The following is a 13,095-nucleotide window of genomic DNA, read 5'->3' on the forward strand; positions in this document are numbered from 1 at the left end:
GTGATCACCTACCGCAACCAAGGGAAGCAACGATTCAGAACCAATGCCGCGCGGTGTGTCGCGACCGGACTAGTTCGCGGGCCGCATCGCGAGCCTGGCGAGCAGGTCACGCCCCTTCTCGGCGGACTTCGGGTGGCAGAGCACGTCGTACCTGCCCGCCACGAGCTGGCTGGCCGACTGGAAGTCCCGCTTCCCGCGCGCCGACCCGTACCCGACCGCGGCGAACACGAGCCCGAAGAAGACACCGGTGACCAAACCGGTCAGCACCGGCCCGACCGTCACACCCGGCTCGGGGCTGAAGAGGGTGAGCAGAAGGCCCACGAACAGACCGAACCACGCACCGCTGGCCGCGCCCGTCATGAGCACGCGGCCCCACGTGAGCTTGCCGGTGACCCGCTCGACGAGCATGAGGTCGACACCGACGACCGTGATGTCCTGGACCGTGAAGTCCTCGGTGGCGAGGAAGTCGACGGCACGCTGCGCTTCCTCGTACGTGGCGTACGAACCGATCGGCCACCCCGTGGGCGGGGTGGGCAGGCGGGGCGGGACACCGGGCCGGTTCGGGTTGGCGAACGGACTCGTCACAGGGACCACCTCTGTCGGACGCTGATCGTTCCATCCTGCCAAAGCCGGTTGCGGCGTGCTGAGACGCCTACGGGTGTTTTGCCGGGATCGTCGTCCGTGACGGACGTCGATCCCGGCACCTGCACGGCCCAGGCGCCACGAGGACGCCTGCGCGTCCAGCCAAACGCCTGGCCGCCTCTTTCTCCCACTCTCTTGCAGCAGGCCAGGTGAGCATCCGCTCGCCGTACTTGCGAACCGATGAGCGCACATACGGCTCCCGCATCAGAACGCGGGTCCCGCTCGCCGAACAACCCCTCCACGCATAGCGGACGCCACTCGACATTCGCCTCCGCCACGACTCCCGCAGGTTTTGTCCCACCTAGGCCGCCGCCACATCACTCCAAAATATCCTCTGCCCATGCTCCACCCAAGACGTCCGCCACCCTCTGCGCTGACCTTCGCAACGCCCCCCAACTTTCCACGCTCTCGACGAAATCGAGGGTCCACCCGCCAACCGGAATACTCTCACCAAACTCGAAAACTTGCCGACTGAACCCCTCCAGCAACGCGAAGTGTTCTCTATCGAGAGTCCCGTCATCGACTCTCGACCTAGAGATGTACATGACGTCGTCCAACTGAAGAAAAATCTCATCCAGCCCTACACCGTTCTCACGGAGGTACTGCCGTTGATCTTCAACAGTTGCGGAAAGCGTGGCCAGCACAGAAAGAACCCAATTTCTGAATCCCGCCAAGGCGATTTCATCCGTCACCGGATCACTCCTCCCAGGTCACCATTGAATCCAACGACTCGCCAGCAGGCGCCTTCACCGTGCTCGCGGAACGGGACGTGTCGATATGGATCCCGCACCAGCACCAGCCCGATGTCCCGCTCCCAGGTGTCCCCTCGGACGATCACATCCCCCGGCAACGAGAGCATGACGAAGGCGGGGTTCCCGTGACCATTGCCGAGAAGCCCTGTCGCCGATCCCGCTCCCGCGAGATCCCACGCCCCAGGCAGGCCCACCTCCGCCCATCGCCAGGCCTCCGACTCGTCCTCGGCCGCACAGTTCACCGCGACCAGAAAACGCGGGTCCCCCACGTCGAACAACCCGCCGTCCCAACATGGCCACCTCACGGCCCTCACCTGGCGGCGTCGCGGTAGCGAACCCCGCGAGCGAGGGCGGGATGAGCGGCAGCGACGGGTCCGCCATCTGACGGAAGATCAACCCGGCACGCGCGAGCCCTGCGATGAAGCCCGGTCATCCGGCGAAACCAACCCCTCGTCTCTCTTTCCGCATCACCGCTCGACGACGTCGACGGAGTGCTCCCCCAAGATCTCCAGCACCGTCCGCACGAACGTCCCGCCGAGCGCGCTCTTCGACCTGCCGAGGTCGCGCCATTCGAGCCTCCTCAGCCGCCGCTCCGCATCGCTCGGCCTCAGGCAGTCGTGCAGGGCGTCGCGGTTGGAGCCGAAGTACCCGCCAGGACCGTTCACCGCTTCCCCCAAAGCGCAGTAGAAGCCCGCGCGGGTCGAGAACTGCGCGCCGTCCAAGTGCGCGACACCCTCGTCGCCGTAGTAAGCGGCGGAATGCCCTGACGCGAACCACGAGTTCTGCACCACGTGCAGCCATGCCTCGTCGAAACCGGCGGGCCTGCCGGCCCACTCGCCGGACCGCAGCGGCGTCGCGGACGCCCACCGCCACCAGATGGCAGCCGCCTGCGGAACGTCGCAGCGCTTGCTGAAGACCCGGAAGCGCACGTCGGCGCTCCCACTGCCCGGCGCTTCCTCTGCCGCGAGGCTGCGCACGACTCGTGCGGCGTTGTACTCCCCGATCTTCCGCTGCCGGAGGTCGCGCACTTCGAGGAACGCTTCTTCGGACTTGCGCCTCGACCCCAAGTGGTGCACTCCCTGGAAGACCACATCGGACTCGTCATCAACGAAGAATCCGGACACGCGCTCCGTGGAAACCATCAACTCCCGCGTGCTCTCATCCACCAAGAAATAAATCGGCACTCCTGAGTGCATTCCCGTGTCGCGCGCGAGCGGCCCGCCTCCGGGCACAGCGAAACACGGACCGGCTGCATGGCCAAGTGATTAACGAGCGACCATCAGCTCGAACCGGTGCGCGAAGCCGCGGTAGGAGCGAGCGTAGACGTCCCCGCTGTCCGCGACCCGCTCACGTTCCTCCCGCAACACCTCGCCTGCCGCGCCCACGTCCCCGTTGATCAGATGGGTGATCGCCAGCTTCCGCGCCCGCTCGAAGTCGAGCAACGACGCCGGTTTCGCGACAAGTTCGCGGGACAGCGCATCCCACGTGGCGTGCTTGTCGATATACGGCTTGCCGTGCTCCAAAAACGTTGCCACCAAGCAAGAAGCAGTCGCGGCATGATCGCCACCAGGGACGAAGTTCCAGTGCCACACGGGTTCTTCCGGCATCAGAGCACCGAGCGGCACGGAAACCAGTGGCGCGATGGGAACTCCGACGCCCAGCTGTCGGCAGATCTCGTCATAGCGGCGGAAGCGGACGCCGACCAGCGGGGTCAGGTCGAGCGTGCCCGAGAGGCCGAAGCCGAGCCAGCCCTCGACGCCGTCGCCGCGGTCCTCGAGCCAGACGTGCCCGCGGCGGACGAAGCCTGTGGGACGCAGGGCGGTGCCCACGGCCAGCAGGACGTCGGTCTTCAGCGATGGCCTCATGGACGACAGAGTCCCAAACGACCGCGCATCGCGCCGGGTGATCTCAGTGCAGGACCGGGGCGAGGAACTCGGTCAGCTCCCGGACGGCGTCCGGGGGCACCTCGTCGAGGTGTTCGGTGAGCTGCAGCAGGATTCGGCCGCCGCCGAGGTCCTCGACCGCGAAGCACGGCGCGGTCGAGCGGACCTCCCGCACGCCGCCTAGCGCGGCGACCTGGCGTGGTCCCAGCAGGGTTGCCCAGTGCGGGCCGCGGCACAGTTCGGCCGCCGTGAACAACGACTCGTCGAGACCCACGCCGACGGCGGCCTCGTGCTCGGTCCGCACGCCGGAGCGGTCCAGCGTGACCCAGCCGCCGCAGGCGCGCACCAGGGTGGCGCCGGACTTGAGGGCCGACAGCCATCCTTGTTGGGTGACAAGGGAAATCCAGCCGCCGAACAACGACCGGGAGGCGGTGACGGTGATCTGGTGCGGGAACGCCGGGTCGTCCTTCAGCAGCACCTCGGCCGACCAGCCGCCGTCGACCAGCGGCAGGCCCTGCGAGTCGAGGCGCACCAGCTGCACGCGCAGGAACGACGGCAGGTCCGCCAGCGCGGCCGACCACGACGCCGGGGTGAACTCGCCGGTGGAGAGCAGCAGGCGGGCGTACCCCGGTGGGCCCCAGGGCGTGGTGTCCGAGGGGTGGTAGTCGCGGGCCACCGACACCAGCTCCCCGACCGAGGCCGGGCACAGCGGCAGGAGCAGGTCGGCGACCACCGCGCCGAACCAGGTGGCCAGCGCGGCGCGGTCGACGCCGGAGAACGTGTCCAGCTCCAGACGGACGACATGCGGCGGCGACACCGGCTTCGGAAGCGTCAGGTCTGCACTCAAAGTGAGCGAACCTTACGTCCAGTGGCGGACCCGCGGCAGGGGCCACTCCCGTGAAAGAGCGGCCCCCAACGGAGGAACGGGTTACCCGCGCGACTGGTAGTCGCGGAGCAGGCCGCGGGAGATGATCGTCTTCTGGATCTCCGACGTGCCCTCGCCGATCAGCAGGAACGGGGCCTCGCGCATCAGGCGCTCGATCTCGTACTCCTTGGAGTAGCCGTAGCCGCCGTGGATGCGGAACGCCTCCTGCGTCACCTCGGCGCAGTACTCCGACGCGAGCAGCTTGGCCATGCCCGCCTCGACGTCGTTGCGCTGCCCGGAGTCCTTCAGGCGCGCGGCGTTCACCATCATCAGGTGCGCCGCCTCGACCTTGGTGGCCATCTCGGCGAGCTTGAACGCGATGGCCTGGTGCTCGGCGATGGTCTTGCCGAACGTCTTGCGCTGCTGCGAGTACTCGATCGCGAGCTCGAAGGCGCGGATCGCGATGCCGCACGCGCGGGCGGCCACGTTGACGCGGCCCACCTCGACGCCGTCCATCATGTGGCGGAAGCCCTGGCCGGACTGGCCGCCGAGGATCTGCTCCTCGGCGATCTCGAAGCCGTCGAACACCATCTCGGTGGTGTCGACGCCCTTGTAGCCCATCTTGTCGATCTTGCCGGGGATCGTGAGGCCCGGCAGCACCTCGCCGTAGCCCTCGGGCTTCTCGACGAGGAACGTCGTGAGGTTCTGGTGCGGCTTCTCGGCGCCCTCGTCGGTGCGCACCAGCACGGCGGTGAGGTTGGACGTGCCGCCGTTGGTCAGCCACATCTTCTGGCCGTTGATCGTGTAGCCGTTCGAGCCCTTGACGGCCTTGGTGCGGATCGCCGCGACGTCGGAGCCGAGCTCGGGCTCGGACATCGAGAACGAGCCGCGCACCTCGCCAGCGGCCATCCGCGGCAGGTACTTCTGCTTCTGCTCGGGCGTGCCGTGCTGCTTGAGCATGTGCGCCACGATGAAGTGCGTGTTGATGACACCGGAGACGCTCATCCAGCCGCGCGCGATCTGCTCGACGACCAGCGCGTAGGTCAGCAGGGACTCGCCGAGCCCGCCGAACTCCTCCGGGATCGTCAGGCCGAAGAGGCCCATCTCCTTCATGCCGTCGACGATGTCGGCGGGGTACGTGTCGCCGTGCTCCAGCGTCTGGGCGTGCGGGATGATCTCCTTGTCCACGAACGTGCGCACGGTCGCGAGGATTTCTTCCTGGATGTCCGTGAGACCCGCGGTCTGGGCGAGGCGCGCCATCGCACTTCCCTTCCGAAGCAAGAGTTACCGGCGAGTATGAACCGGTTAACGCTCGTTCGCGACCGCGATGTGCGCTCCGCAACAACGCCGTCGCGAGCTGTACCGAAACAGCACCACTGCCAGATGCGATCCCCCACCCTCGCGGGACGGGACACGCGTGCGGACCTAAGATCCCGGCTCACCACACCTAGGGGGACCAGCGATGACCTACGACCCGTACAACCCGAAGCAGCCGGGCGACCCGTACGGCCAGCCGGACCCGTACGGCCAGCAGCCCTACGGTCAGCCAGGCCCCTACGGTCAGCAGCCTTACGGCCAGCCGGCGTACGGCTATGCGCCACCCAAGCCCCAGACGAGCGCGATCCTGGCCCTGGTGCTGTCCTGCGTCGGGTTCGTGACGTGTGGCATCACGTCGATCGTGGGCGTCGTGTTCGGCCACATCGCGATGGGGAAGATCAAGCGGGGCGAGGAAGACGGCCACGGCATGGCGGTCGCCGGCCTGGTCGTCGGCTACTTCGTCATCGTCGGCTGGGTCGCGTACGCCGCGTTCATCATCGCCGCGATCATCGCGGCGGCCAACTCGACCTACTGACGCCCGGCGTCAGCCCGCGAGGGAGACGTCCAGGGCTCCACCGCAGTGGCGGCAGACGTCGGCGAACACGTGGACGTCCGCGGCGCATCCCGGGCAGCTGCGGAAGCTGCGCTCGAGCAGGTCGTCCTCGCGGCGCTTGAAGAGCCGCAGCCGTCTGCCCGTCTTTGCGTTACTCGAACGTGACATGGCGACGAGCATGCGCTCCTCGGGGGGTCGTCACGCAAACCCTGGTGACGGATTGTGCGTCACCTCACCTGATTTGAACACGAACAGTCATGACTGACTGCGTTCGGTGAGATCCGGGGTGAAATGACGCACAATCCGTGACGATCACTCGAAGGTGCGCAGCCACGCGTCGAAGTGCGGGCAGCGCGCCCGGAGCGCGGTCACACCGAGCTCTTCGAGAGCGATCGGACCGTCCGATGTCTTCATGTAGCCGGGGCAGTAGCGGAGGATCCGCTTGGACGGAGCGGTCGTCGGACCGTCGTTCACCCGCTCCGGTCCACCGGCGGCCTCCTCGTCGGCCCTGAGCCGGTCGGCGACCTCCTGGCAGTGCAGCAGCCCGAGCAGATGCAGACGCCGGTAGCCCACGCTCACGAATCTCCGCTCGGCCTGCCACCGAGGAGGTTCTTCTCCCAGAGGTCGCCCAGGGAGTACTCCTCCAGCCATCCGCGCAGCCGTTCGGGGTCAGGCCGCTCGAACACCGAAGCGCCCTCCTGCCTCCCGACCACGATCAGCTCGTCCAGGGCGAACTGGTTCATCAGGGTCACCGACTGGGTCGCGATGAGCACCTGGCCGCGGGTGGCCGCCTGCCTGAGCAGGTGGGCGAGCTGGACGACCGCGAAAGGATGCAGTCCCAGCTCCGGCTCGTCGAGCACGACGAGCGACGGCAGCCGCGGGTGCAGCAGGAGCGTGGTCAGGCAGACGAACCGCAGGGTTCCGTCGGACATCTGGTCGGCGGAGAAGACGAGATCCGAGTCGGCCTGCCGCCAGCGCAGGCGAAGCTGGTCCCCCTGCTCCGGCTGAAGCACGAAGTCCCGGAAGAACGGCGCCACGAGGCGAATGGTCCGGACGATGCGGCGATAAGCGGGAGGAGCGCTGTCCCGCAGGTGCAGCAGGACGGCGGCGAGGTTCCCCGCGTCGTTGCGCAGTTGCAGGTTGTCCGCGGTGGACACCCGCCTCTTGACCGGAGCTTTCACGCTTGTGTCGTGGAAGTGGTAGACGCGGCATCCGCCCAGGAGGTCGATGACGGGAGCGGCGACGGAGTCTTCGCCGGTGGGCTCCTCCACGTGCTCGTGCAGCCGCGTCTCGCGGTGACCGCGGCCGATCTCCTCACCCCGGCCCCGGTGCCCGATCCACTCCGACTCGAAGATCAGCTCGTCGCCCGCGGCGGGCACCAGCGTGGCCTGGTACCGCGCCTGTCCGTGCAGCGCGACCCGGATCTGGTCCTCGCCCGCGGCGCAGAGCGCGCTGGCACCGCCGTTGCGCCCGACGAACAGGTTGAGCTCACCGTCCGCGATCCGGCCGAGCAGCTCGAAGACGCGGATGAAGTTGCTCTTGCCCGCCCCGTTGGCCCCGACCAGGACGTTGATCTGGCCGAGCGTGACGGACGCCGAGCGGATCGACGTGAACCCGTCGATCTCGATGGACTTCAGCTTCCCGTCGGCCATGCGCCCTACCTTAAGGCGCACGGCCGACAGGAAGCCGGATTGGTCAGTCCTCCGGGGGCGACCAGACGTTCGCGCGCGTCATGCCCGCGGCGCGGCCCTTGCCGGAGATCACCAGCGCCATCTTGCGGGACGCCTCGTCGATCATCTCGTCGCCGAGCATCACCGCGCCGCGCTTCCCGCCCGCCTCGGACGTGAAGTACTCGTAGGCGTCGAGGATGTTCTCGGCGTGGTCGTAGTCCTCCTGCTTCGGGCTGAAGACCTCGTTGGCCGCGTCGATCTGGCCGGGGTGCAGCACCCACTTGCCGTCGAAGCCGAGCGCCGCGGACCGGCCCGCCACGCGCTTGAAGCCGTCGACGTCGCGGATCTGCAGGTACGGGCCGTCGATGGCCTGCTTGTCGTGGGCCCGCGCGGCCATCAGGATGCGCATCAGGATGTAGTGGTAGGCGTCGCCGACGTCGTAGCCGGGGGGCTGCTCGCCGACGACGAGGGACTTCATGTTGATCGACGCCATGAAGTCGGCGGGACCGAAGATGATCGTCTCGACGCGCGGGGACGCGGTGGCGATCGCGTTGACGTTGTTCAGGCCCAGGGCGTTCTCGATCTGCGCCTCGATGCCGATCCTGCCGACCTCGTAGCCCATCGTCTTCTCGATCTGCGTGAGCAGCAGGTCGAGCGCGACGACCTGCTCGGCCGTCTGGACCTTCGGCAGCATGATGCAGTCGAGGTTCGCGCCCGCGCCCTCGACGACCTCGGTGACGTCGCGGTAGGTCCACTCCGTCGTCCAGTCGTTGACGCGCACGACGCGGGTCTTGCCGTCGAAGCCGCCCTCGTTGAGCGACGCGACGATGGTCTTGCGGGCGTCGGGCTTGGCGAGCGGGGCGCAGGCGTCCTCGAGGTCCAGGAAGACCTGGTCCGCCGGCAGCGTGCGCGCCTTGTCGATCATCTTCTGGCTCGAGCCGGGCACGGCCAGGCACGAGCGACGGGGACGCTGCTGGTCGACCACTGGAGTACCTCCTTGTACCGGCCGGTAACTACGAGCGACACAGTCGCACGCATCGTCTCCGGGCGCATATTCGCTGAGTCCGGTTTCACAGACCCTGGCAGGCTGAACCGGTGGAGATGACTCGAGTTCTCGACGCGGCGCTGCGGAAGGCCGCCGCCGTGTGGATCACCTCACCCGGCCACGAGCCCCGTCTCGTGCACGCGCACTGGCGTGACGACGCGCTCTGGGTCATGAGCGGCGGCACCGAACCGGAGGTGCCGCTGGGTGACGGCGCCCAGGTCACCGTCACCGTCCGCTCCCCCAGCACCCACTCCCACCTCGTCGACGCCCCTGCCACCGCGCACCTCACCGAGCCCGATGAGGACACCGCGCAGGCCCTGCGGACCGCCCGTCTCAACACCACCCCTGAGTGGGAGTCGGTGTACCGCCTGGAGTTCGGCGCGTGATCACCGTCCCGGACGGCTTCGGCGCCGAGCTCGGCGAAGGCTCCGCGGAGTGGGTCGCGCGACTGCCGACGATCGCCACCAAGGCGTGCGCGCGGTGGAAGCTCACCCCGGACGGCGCGCTGCTGCACGGCTTCTGCGCCGTCGTGCTGCCGGTCCGCCTCCAGGACGGCCACCCGGCCGTGCTCAAGCTCACCTGGGTCGACGACGAGACGCGGCACGAACCGCTGGCGTTGCGGCTCTACGACGGCAACGGCGCCGTCCGGCTGCTCGACCACGACGCGGAGCTGGGCGCGTTGCTGCTGGAACGCCTCGACCAGCACTCCCTCGACGACGAACCGGTCGACCTCGCCATCGGCGTGATCGGCGAGCTGCTGCGCCGTCACCGCGGGATCGAGGCGCCGGACCAGCTCCGCCGCTTCCGCGACACCCTCCCGCGCGAGCACCCGGTGATCCCGCGCAAGCTGCTCGACGCGGCTCGCGAGGCCGGCACCAGGCCGATGGGCACGACGCTCGTCAACGAGGACCTGCACTACCAGAACGTCCTGCGCGGCGACCGCGAACCGTGGCTGGTGATCGACCCGAAGCCGCTGTCCGGCGACCCCGAGTACAGCGTGATCCCGTTGCTGTGGAACAGGTTCCGCGAGCTGGACGGGCACAAGGGCCTCACCGGGCGGTTCCTCGCGATCTGCGACGCGGGTGAGCTCGACGTCGCGAAGGCCCGCGACTGGACGCTGCAGCGGGCCGTCGCCAACTGGGTCTGGTGCCTGGAGGAGGGCCTCGACGGCATGGCGGCCGTCTGCGCGGACATCGGCCTGTGGGCGGCCGGAACCTGATCTAGCCTGGATCCGTGGTGGCTGTGAACAGGATCTTCATCGCTCAGCTGGCCGGGCTCCCCGTGTTCGGCCCCGACGGCGAACCCGTCGGCAAGGCCAGGGACGTGGTGATCAGCCTCCGCATCGACCGGCAGCCGCCGCGCGTGCTCGGCATGGTCGTCGAGCTGGTGACCCGCCGCCGGATCTTCGTGCCGATGCTGCGGCTCACGTCGATCGAGCCGAACGCCGTGACGCTCACGACCGGGTCGGTGAACCTGCGGCCGTTCCACCAGCGCGTCAACGAGGTGCTGGTGATCGGCGAGCTGCTCGACGCCAAGATCCAGGTCGAGGACGGCCGCACGGCGGTCGTCGTGGACGCCGCGATGGAGCTGACCCGCACCCGCGACTGGCGCATGGTCCGCGTCGCCGGGCGGGAGCGCACCGGCCGGTTCAGCCTCAAGGGCCCGGTGCAGGTCTGGAACTGGGAGGACGTCGGCGGACTGAGCGTCAACGAGATCGCGAGCCAGCCGCAGGGCGCGCAGCAGCTCGTCGCCGTCTTCGAGGGAATGCGCGCGGCCGACGTGGCGCACGCGCTGCACGACCTGCCGCCCAAGCGCCGCCACGAGGTCGCGGACGCGCTGGACGACGAACGGCTCGCGGACGTCGTCGAGGAACTGTCCGAAGAGGACCAGAAGGACGTGCTGGCGCACCTGGACGAGGAACGCGCCGCGGACATCCTGGAGGCGATGAACCCGGACGACGCGGCGGACCTGCTGGGCGGGCTGTCCGAGGGCACCAAGGACCGGCTGCTCGAACTGATGGAACCCCAGGAGTCCGAACCGGTCCGGCGGCTGCTGGAGTACTCGTTCGACACCGCCGGCGGCCTGATGACGCCGGAACCGATCATCCTCACCCCCGACGCGACGATCGCCGAGGCCCTGGCACGGGTGCGCAACCCCGACCTCACACCGGCGCTCGCGTCGATGGTGTTCGTGTGCCGCCCGCCCTCCGCGACGCCGACCGGCCGCTACCTCGGCTGCGTGCACATCCAGCGGCTGCTGCGCGAACCGCCGTTCGACCTGGTCGCGGGCGTCCTCGACACCGACCTGACGTCACTGTCCCCGAACGCGTCGCTCAGCGACGTCACGCGCTACTTCGCCACCTACAACCTGGTGTGCGCGCCGGTGCTCGACGAGACTGAGCACCTGCTCGGCGCGGTGACCGTCGACGACGTGCTGGACCACCTGCTGCCGGACAACTGGCGCGAGACGGGACTGAGCCATGCCTGAACTGCTGCCGCGGCGCAGACTCGACCAGCCCCGCGAACCACGCGGCTTCCGCCTCTCGATCGACCCCGACGCGTTCGGCCAGTTCTCCGAACGGCTCGCGCGCTTCCTCGGCACCGGCAAGTTCCTGTTCTGGCAGACGGTGATCGTGATCGCGTGGATCTCGGTGAACCTGCTCGCTGTCTCGCTGAGGTGGGACCCGTACCCGTTCATCCTGCTCAACCTGGCCTTCTCCACCCAGGCCGCCTACGCCGCGCCGCTGATCCTGCTCGCGCAGAACAGGCAGGACGACCGCGACCGCGTGTCGCTGGAGGAGGACCGGGCGCGTGCCGCGCAGACGAAGGCGGACACCGAGTACCTGGCACGCGAGCTGGCGGCGCTGCGGCTCGCCCTCGGCGAGGTGGCGACGCGCGACTTCATCCGCGGCGAGCTGGAGAAGCTCGTGAAGGAGCAGAACAACCTGAAGAAGGTCCGGCCGTGACGGTCGAGGGGTTCCGCGACGTCGTGGCGGCGTGGCACGTGGGCGAGAAGTCGGCGGCCGACGTCGTGAGCGCCGCCTGCGACCTGGTGCTGGCCGGCATCGACGGCCCGGCCGTGTGCATGCTGGCCGGCGCGTCACCGCGGAACGCGCACGACGAGGTGCTGCTCCTGCTCGAAGACGCCCTGCTGGAGCTCGGTCTCGACCACCACGAGCACCACGGCGACGGCGCGAAGGTCGAAGGTCTGCGCTGGAAGGCCAGGCTGACGCTCTCCGGCGAGTTGCCACCGCACGAGCTCACCCACTGGGCACGGCTCACCTTCTTCGGGAGCCTGCCGGAGGCGGGCACCCTGGTGGACCTGTCCTACCACTACAGATACTTCGACCACTTCGGGCAAAGCTTGGACGGCCTCACCGGGCCGGAGCTGGACGAACGGGTGCTGGCGGAGGCGCGTCGCCTCACGGCCTGACGAGGCCGAGCGTCACCAGGTCGTCGAGCACCTCGTGGATCGCGGGTGCCGTCTCCGCGTGTTCCCGGTACTCGTCGCGGGTCACCCAGGTCAGCTCGGCGATCTCCCCGAACGCCCGCGGCGTGCCGACCGGCCGGGCGGTGAAGCAGGTCATGTCGACCATCGCGCCCTCCCCCTCGCCGTAGGCGGGTGAGACGTAGCGCCGGAACTCGGCCGGGTCCTCCACCTCGGTCCCGAGCTCCTCGCGGACCTCCCTGCGCAGCGCGTCGACGGTGGTCTCGCCGGGCTCGATCTTGCCGCCGGGGAGGTAGAACGCCTTCTTGTTGCGTGAGCGCACAACGAGGAGGCGGCCAGCCTCGACGTGCACAAGACCGACCACCGTGATCACGGGTACACGTCGTCCGCGGCCAGGCGGTCGCACGTGCGGCCGAAGGCTTCGAGCTCGCCGGGGCCGAAGCTCTCCCCGAAGTGCTCGGCCACGCCCGTGAGGTGGGTGGCGGAGGCGCTGCGCAGGCGTTCCACACCGAGCGGTGTGAGCACGGCCACGATGCCGCGTCCGTCACCGTCTGCGCGTTCCCGTCCGACGAGGCCCGCGCGTTCCAGGCGGTCCACCAGGCGGGTCACGCCGGAGCGGGACAGCAGGACGGCGTCGGCCAGTTCGGTCATGCGCATGCGCATGGAAGGCGTCTCGGCCAGTTGAACCAGCACGTCGTACGCCGCGAGCGAAAGGCGCTGCTCAGCAATCAGTTCGGCCTCGAGGACCCTCGTGATCCGTGCATGCGCGCGGAGGAACGATCGCCACACCCCTAGCTCGACACGGGTGGGCAACCGGGAACTACCCGATTCCGGCACGGGCGTCGATGTTACGGACAGCTCCGAACCCACTACGACCTGGGCCTGCACTGGAAAGTGACCGGCCGGTAGGACGGGCGTCCA

The 13,095-nt window shown here is 68.7% G+C and carries 18 protein-coding genes; 6 read left to right on the forward strand and 12 right to left on the reverse strand.

From position 1 onward, the window contains the following. Positions 1 to 69: 69 nt before the first annotated feature. From BLT23_RS25790 to BLT23_RS25815, 6 genes are all read right to left on the reverse strand, one after another. The gene (locus BLT23_RS25790) at positions 70 to 594 is read right to left on the reverse strand and encodes a YflT domain-containing protein (RefSeq protein ID WP_090053192.1); all 525 of its coding nucleotides are present in this window, start codon (positions 592 to 594) and stop codon (positions 70 to 72) included. Positions 595 to 959: 365 nt separating this feature from the next. After that, entirely contained in the window at positions 960 to 1,334 is a 375-nt protein-coding gene (locus tag BLT23_RS25795; protein ID WP_090053195.1) for a hypothetical protein, read from the reverse strand. Between the two features lie 527 nt (positions 1,335 to 1,861). After that, on the reverse strand, positions 1,862 to 2,518 hold the full coding sequence (locus BLT23_RS25800) for a barstar family protein (RefSeq protein ID WP_143036040.1): 657 nt from the start codon (positions 2,516 to 2,518) through the stop codon (positions 1,862 to 1,864). A 141-nt stretch (positions 2,519 to 2,659) separates the two neighbouring features. Next, on the reverse strand, positions 2,660 to 3,223 hold the full coding sequence (locus tag BLT23_RS25805; RefSeq protein ID WP_143036041.1) for a hypothetical protein: 564 nt from the start codon (positions 3,221 to 3,223) through the stop codon (positions 2,660 to 2,662). A 79-nt stretch (positions 3,224 to 3,302) separates the two neighbouring features. After that, complete coding sequence (locus BLT23_RS25810; protein ID WP_143036042.1) at positions 3,303 to 4,124, reverse strand: DUF3396 domain-containing protein; 822 nt, start codon at positions 4,122 to 4,124, stop codon at positions 3,303 to 3,305. 81 nt (positions 4,125 to 4,205) lie between these two features. Next, the gene (locus BLT23_RS25815) at positions 4,206 to 5,402 is read right to left on the reverse strand and encodes an acyl-CoA dehydrogenase family protein (protein WP_090053207.1); all 1,197 of its coding nucleotides are present in this window, start codon (positions 5,400 to 5,402) and stop codon (positions 4,206 to 4,208) included. Positions 5,403 to 5,604: 202 nt separating this feature from the next. Here BLT23_RS25815 and BLT23_RS25820 point away from each other — a divergent pair, with 202 nt between their 5' ends. Then, positions 5,605 to 5,994: a DUF4190 domain-containing protein gene (locus BLT23_RS25820; RefSeq protein ID WP_090053209.1), complete on the forward strand. Its 390-nt coding sequence runs from the start codon at positions 5,605 to 5,607 to the stop codon at positions 5,992 to 5,994. 9 nt (positions 5,995 to 6,003) lie between these two features. On the opposite strand, the gene BLT23_RS40970 is transcribed toward BLT23_RS25820, so the two are convergent. The 4 genes from BLT23_RS40970 to BLT23_RS25840 form a co-directional block, all read right to left on the reverse strand. Further along, positions 6,004 to 6,180, reverse strand: coding sequence for a hypothetical protein (locus tag BLT23_RS40970; protein WP_176946924.1), 177 nt, complete (start codon positions 6,178 to 6,180; stop codon positions 6,004 to 6,006). Between the two features lie 144 nt (positions 6,181 to 6,324). Beyond that, positions 6,325 to 6,585 (reverse strand): DUF4276 family protein, encoded by a 261-nt coding sequence (locus BLT23_RS25830; RefSeq protein WP_245744172.1) that lies wholly within the window; start codon positions 6,583 to 6,585, stop codon positions 6,325 to 6,327. 2 nt (positions 6,586 to 6,587) lie between these two features. Then, on the reverse strand, positions 6,588 to 7,664 hold the full coding sequence (locus tag BLT23_RS25835) for an AAA family ATPase (protein ID WP_090053217.1): 1,077 nt from the start codon (positions 7,662 to 7,664) through the stop codon (positions 6,588 to 6,590). A 43-nt stretch (positions 7,665 to 7,707) separates the two neighbouring features. Then, positions 7,708 to 8,667 (reverse strand): HpcH/HpaI aldolase/citrate lyase family protein, encoded by a 960-nt coding sequence (locus BLT23_RS25840; RefSeq protein ID WP_090053220.1) that lies wholly within the window; start codon positions 8,665 to 8,667, stop codon positions 7,708 to 7,710. Between the two features lie 116 nt (positions 8,668 to 8,783). Here BLT23_RS25840 and BLT23_RS25845 point away from each other — a divergent pair, with 116 nt between their 5' ends. The 5 genes from BLT23_RS25845 to BLT23_RS25865 are packed head-to-tail and all read left to right on the forward strand — an operon-like array spanning position 8,784 to position 12,159. After that, positions 8,784 to 9,113, forward strand: a complete 330-nt coding sequence (locus BLT23_RS25845; protein WP_090053813.1) for a hypothetical protein — start codon at positions 8,784 to 8,786, stop codon at positions 9,111 to 9,113. Further along, positions 9,110 to 9,946, forward strand: a complete 837-nt coding sequence (locus BLT23_RS25850; RefSeq protein WP_176946925.1) for an aminoglycoside phosphotransferase family protein — start codon at positions 9,110 to 9,112, stop codon at positions 9,944 to 9,946. The genes BLT23_RS25845 and BLT23_RS25850 overlap by 4 nt, the downstream gene beginning before the upstream one ends. Before the next feature lie 14 nt (positions 9,947 to 9,960). Then, positions 9,961 to 11,214, forward strand: coding sequence for a magnesium transporter MgtE N-terminal domain-containing protein (locus BLT23_RS25855; RefSeq protein WP_090053225.1), 1,254 nt, complete (start codon positions 9,961 to 9,963; stop codon positions 11,212 to 11,214). Next, complete coding sequence (locus BLT23_RS25860) at positions 11,207 to 11,692, forward strand: DUF1003 domain-containing protein (RefSeq protein WP_090053228.1); 486 nt, start codon at positions 11,207 to 11,209, stop codon at positions 11,690 to 11,692. The genes BLT23_RS25855 and BLT23_RS25860 overlap by 8 nt, the downstream gene beginning before the upstream one ends. After that, positions 11,689 to 12,159: a hypothetical protein gene (locus BLT23_RS25865; RefSeq protein WP_090053231.1), complete on the forward strand. Its 471-nt coding sequence runs from the start codon at positions 11,689 to 11,691 to the stop codon at positions 12,157 to 12,159. The genes BLT23_RS25860 and BLT23_RS25865 overlap by 4 nt, the downstream gene beginning before the upstream one ends. Here the strand turns inward: BLT23_RS25865 and BLT23_RS25870 are convergent. Further along, on the reverse strand, positions 12,149 to 12,547 hold the full coding sequence (locus tag BLT23_RS25870) for an NUDIX hydrolase (RefSeq protein WP_090053234.1): 399 nt from the start codon (positions 12,545 to 12,547) through the stop codon (positions 12,149 to 12,151). The genes BLT23_RS25865 and BLT23_RS25870 overlap by 11 nt on opposite strands. Further along, entirely contained in the window at positions 12,544 to 13,011 is a 468-nt protein-coding gene (locus tag BLT23_RS25875) for a MarR family winged helix-turn-helix transcriptional regulator (RefSeq protein ID WP_090053238.1), read from the reverse strand. The genes BLT23_RS25870 and BLT23_RS25875 overlap by 4 nt, the downstream gene beginning before the upstream one ends. Between the last annotated feature and the right edge of the window lie 84 nt (positions 13,012 to 13,095).

Source organism: Lentzea fradiae (assembly GCF_900100955.1).
Taxonomy (GTDB): Bacteria; Actinomycetota; Actinomycetes; order Mycobacteriales; family Pseudonocardiaceae; genus Lentzea; species Lentzea fradiae.

What these genes read in the sequence shown, in the direction of transcription:
- BLT23_RS25815 (WP_090053207.1), bottom strand. Translation starts at nt 5,402, where the DNA reads ATGGCGCGCCTCGCCCAGACCGCGGGTCTCACGGACATCCAGGAAGAA.
- BLT23_RS25820 (WP_090053209.1), top strand. Translation starts at nt 5,605, where the DNA reads ATGACCTACGACCCGTACAACCCGAAGCAGCCGGGCGACCCGTACGGC.
- BLT23_RS40970 (WP_176946924.1), bottom strand. Translation starts at nt 6,180, where the DNA reads ATGTCACGTTCGAGTAACGCAAAGACGGGCAGACGGCTGCGGCTCTTC.
- BLT23_RS25835 (WP_090053217.1), bottom strand. Translation starts at nt 7,664, where the DNA reads ATGGCCGACGGGAAGCTGAAGTCCATCGAGATCGACGGGTTCACGTCG.
- BLT23_RS25845 (WP_090053813.1), top strand. Translation starts at nt 8,784, where the DNA reads ATGACTCGAGTTCTCGACGCGGCGCTGCGGAAGGCCGCCGCCGTGTGG.
- BLT23_RS25860 (WP_090053228.1), top strand. Translation starts at nt 11,207, where the DNA reads ATGCCTGAACTGCTGCCGCGGCGCAGACTCGACCAGCCCCGCGAACCA.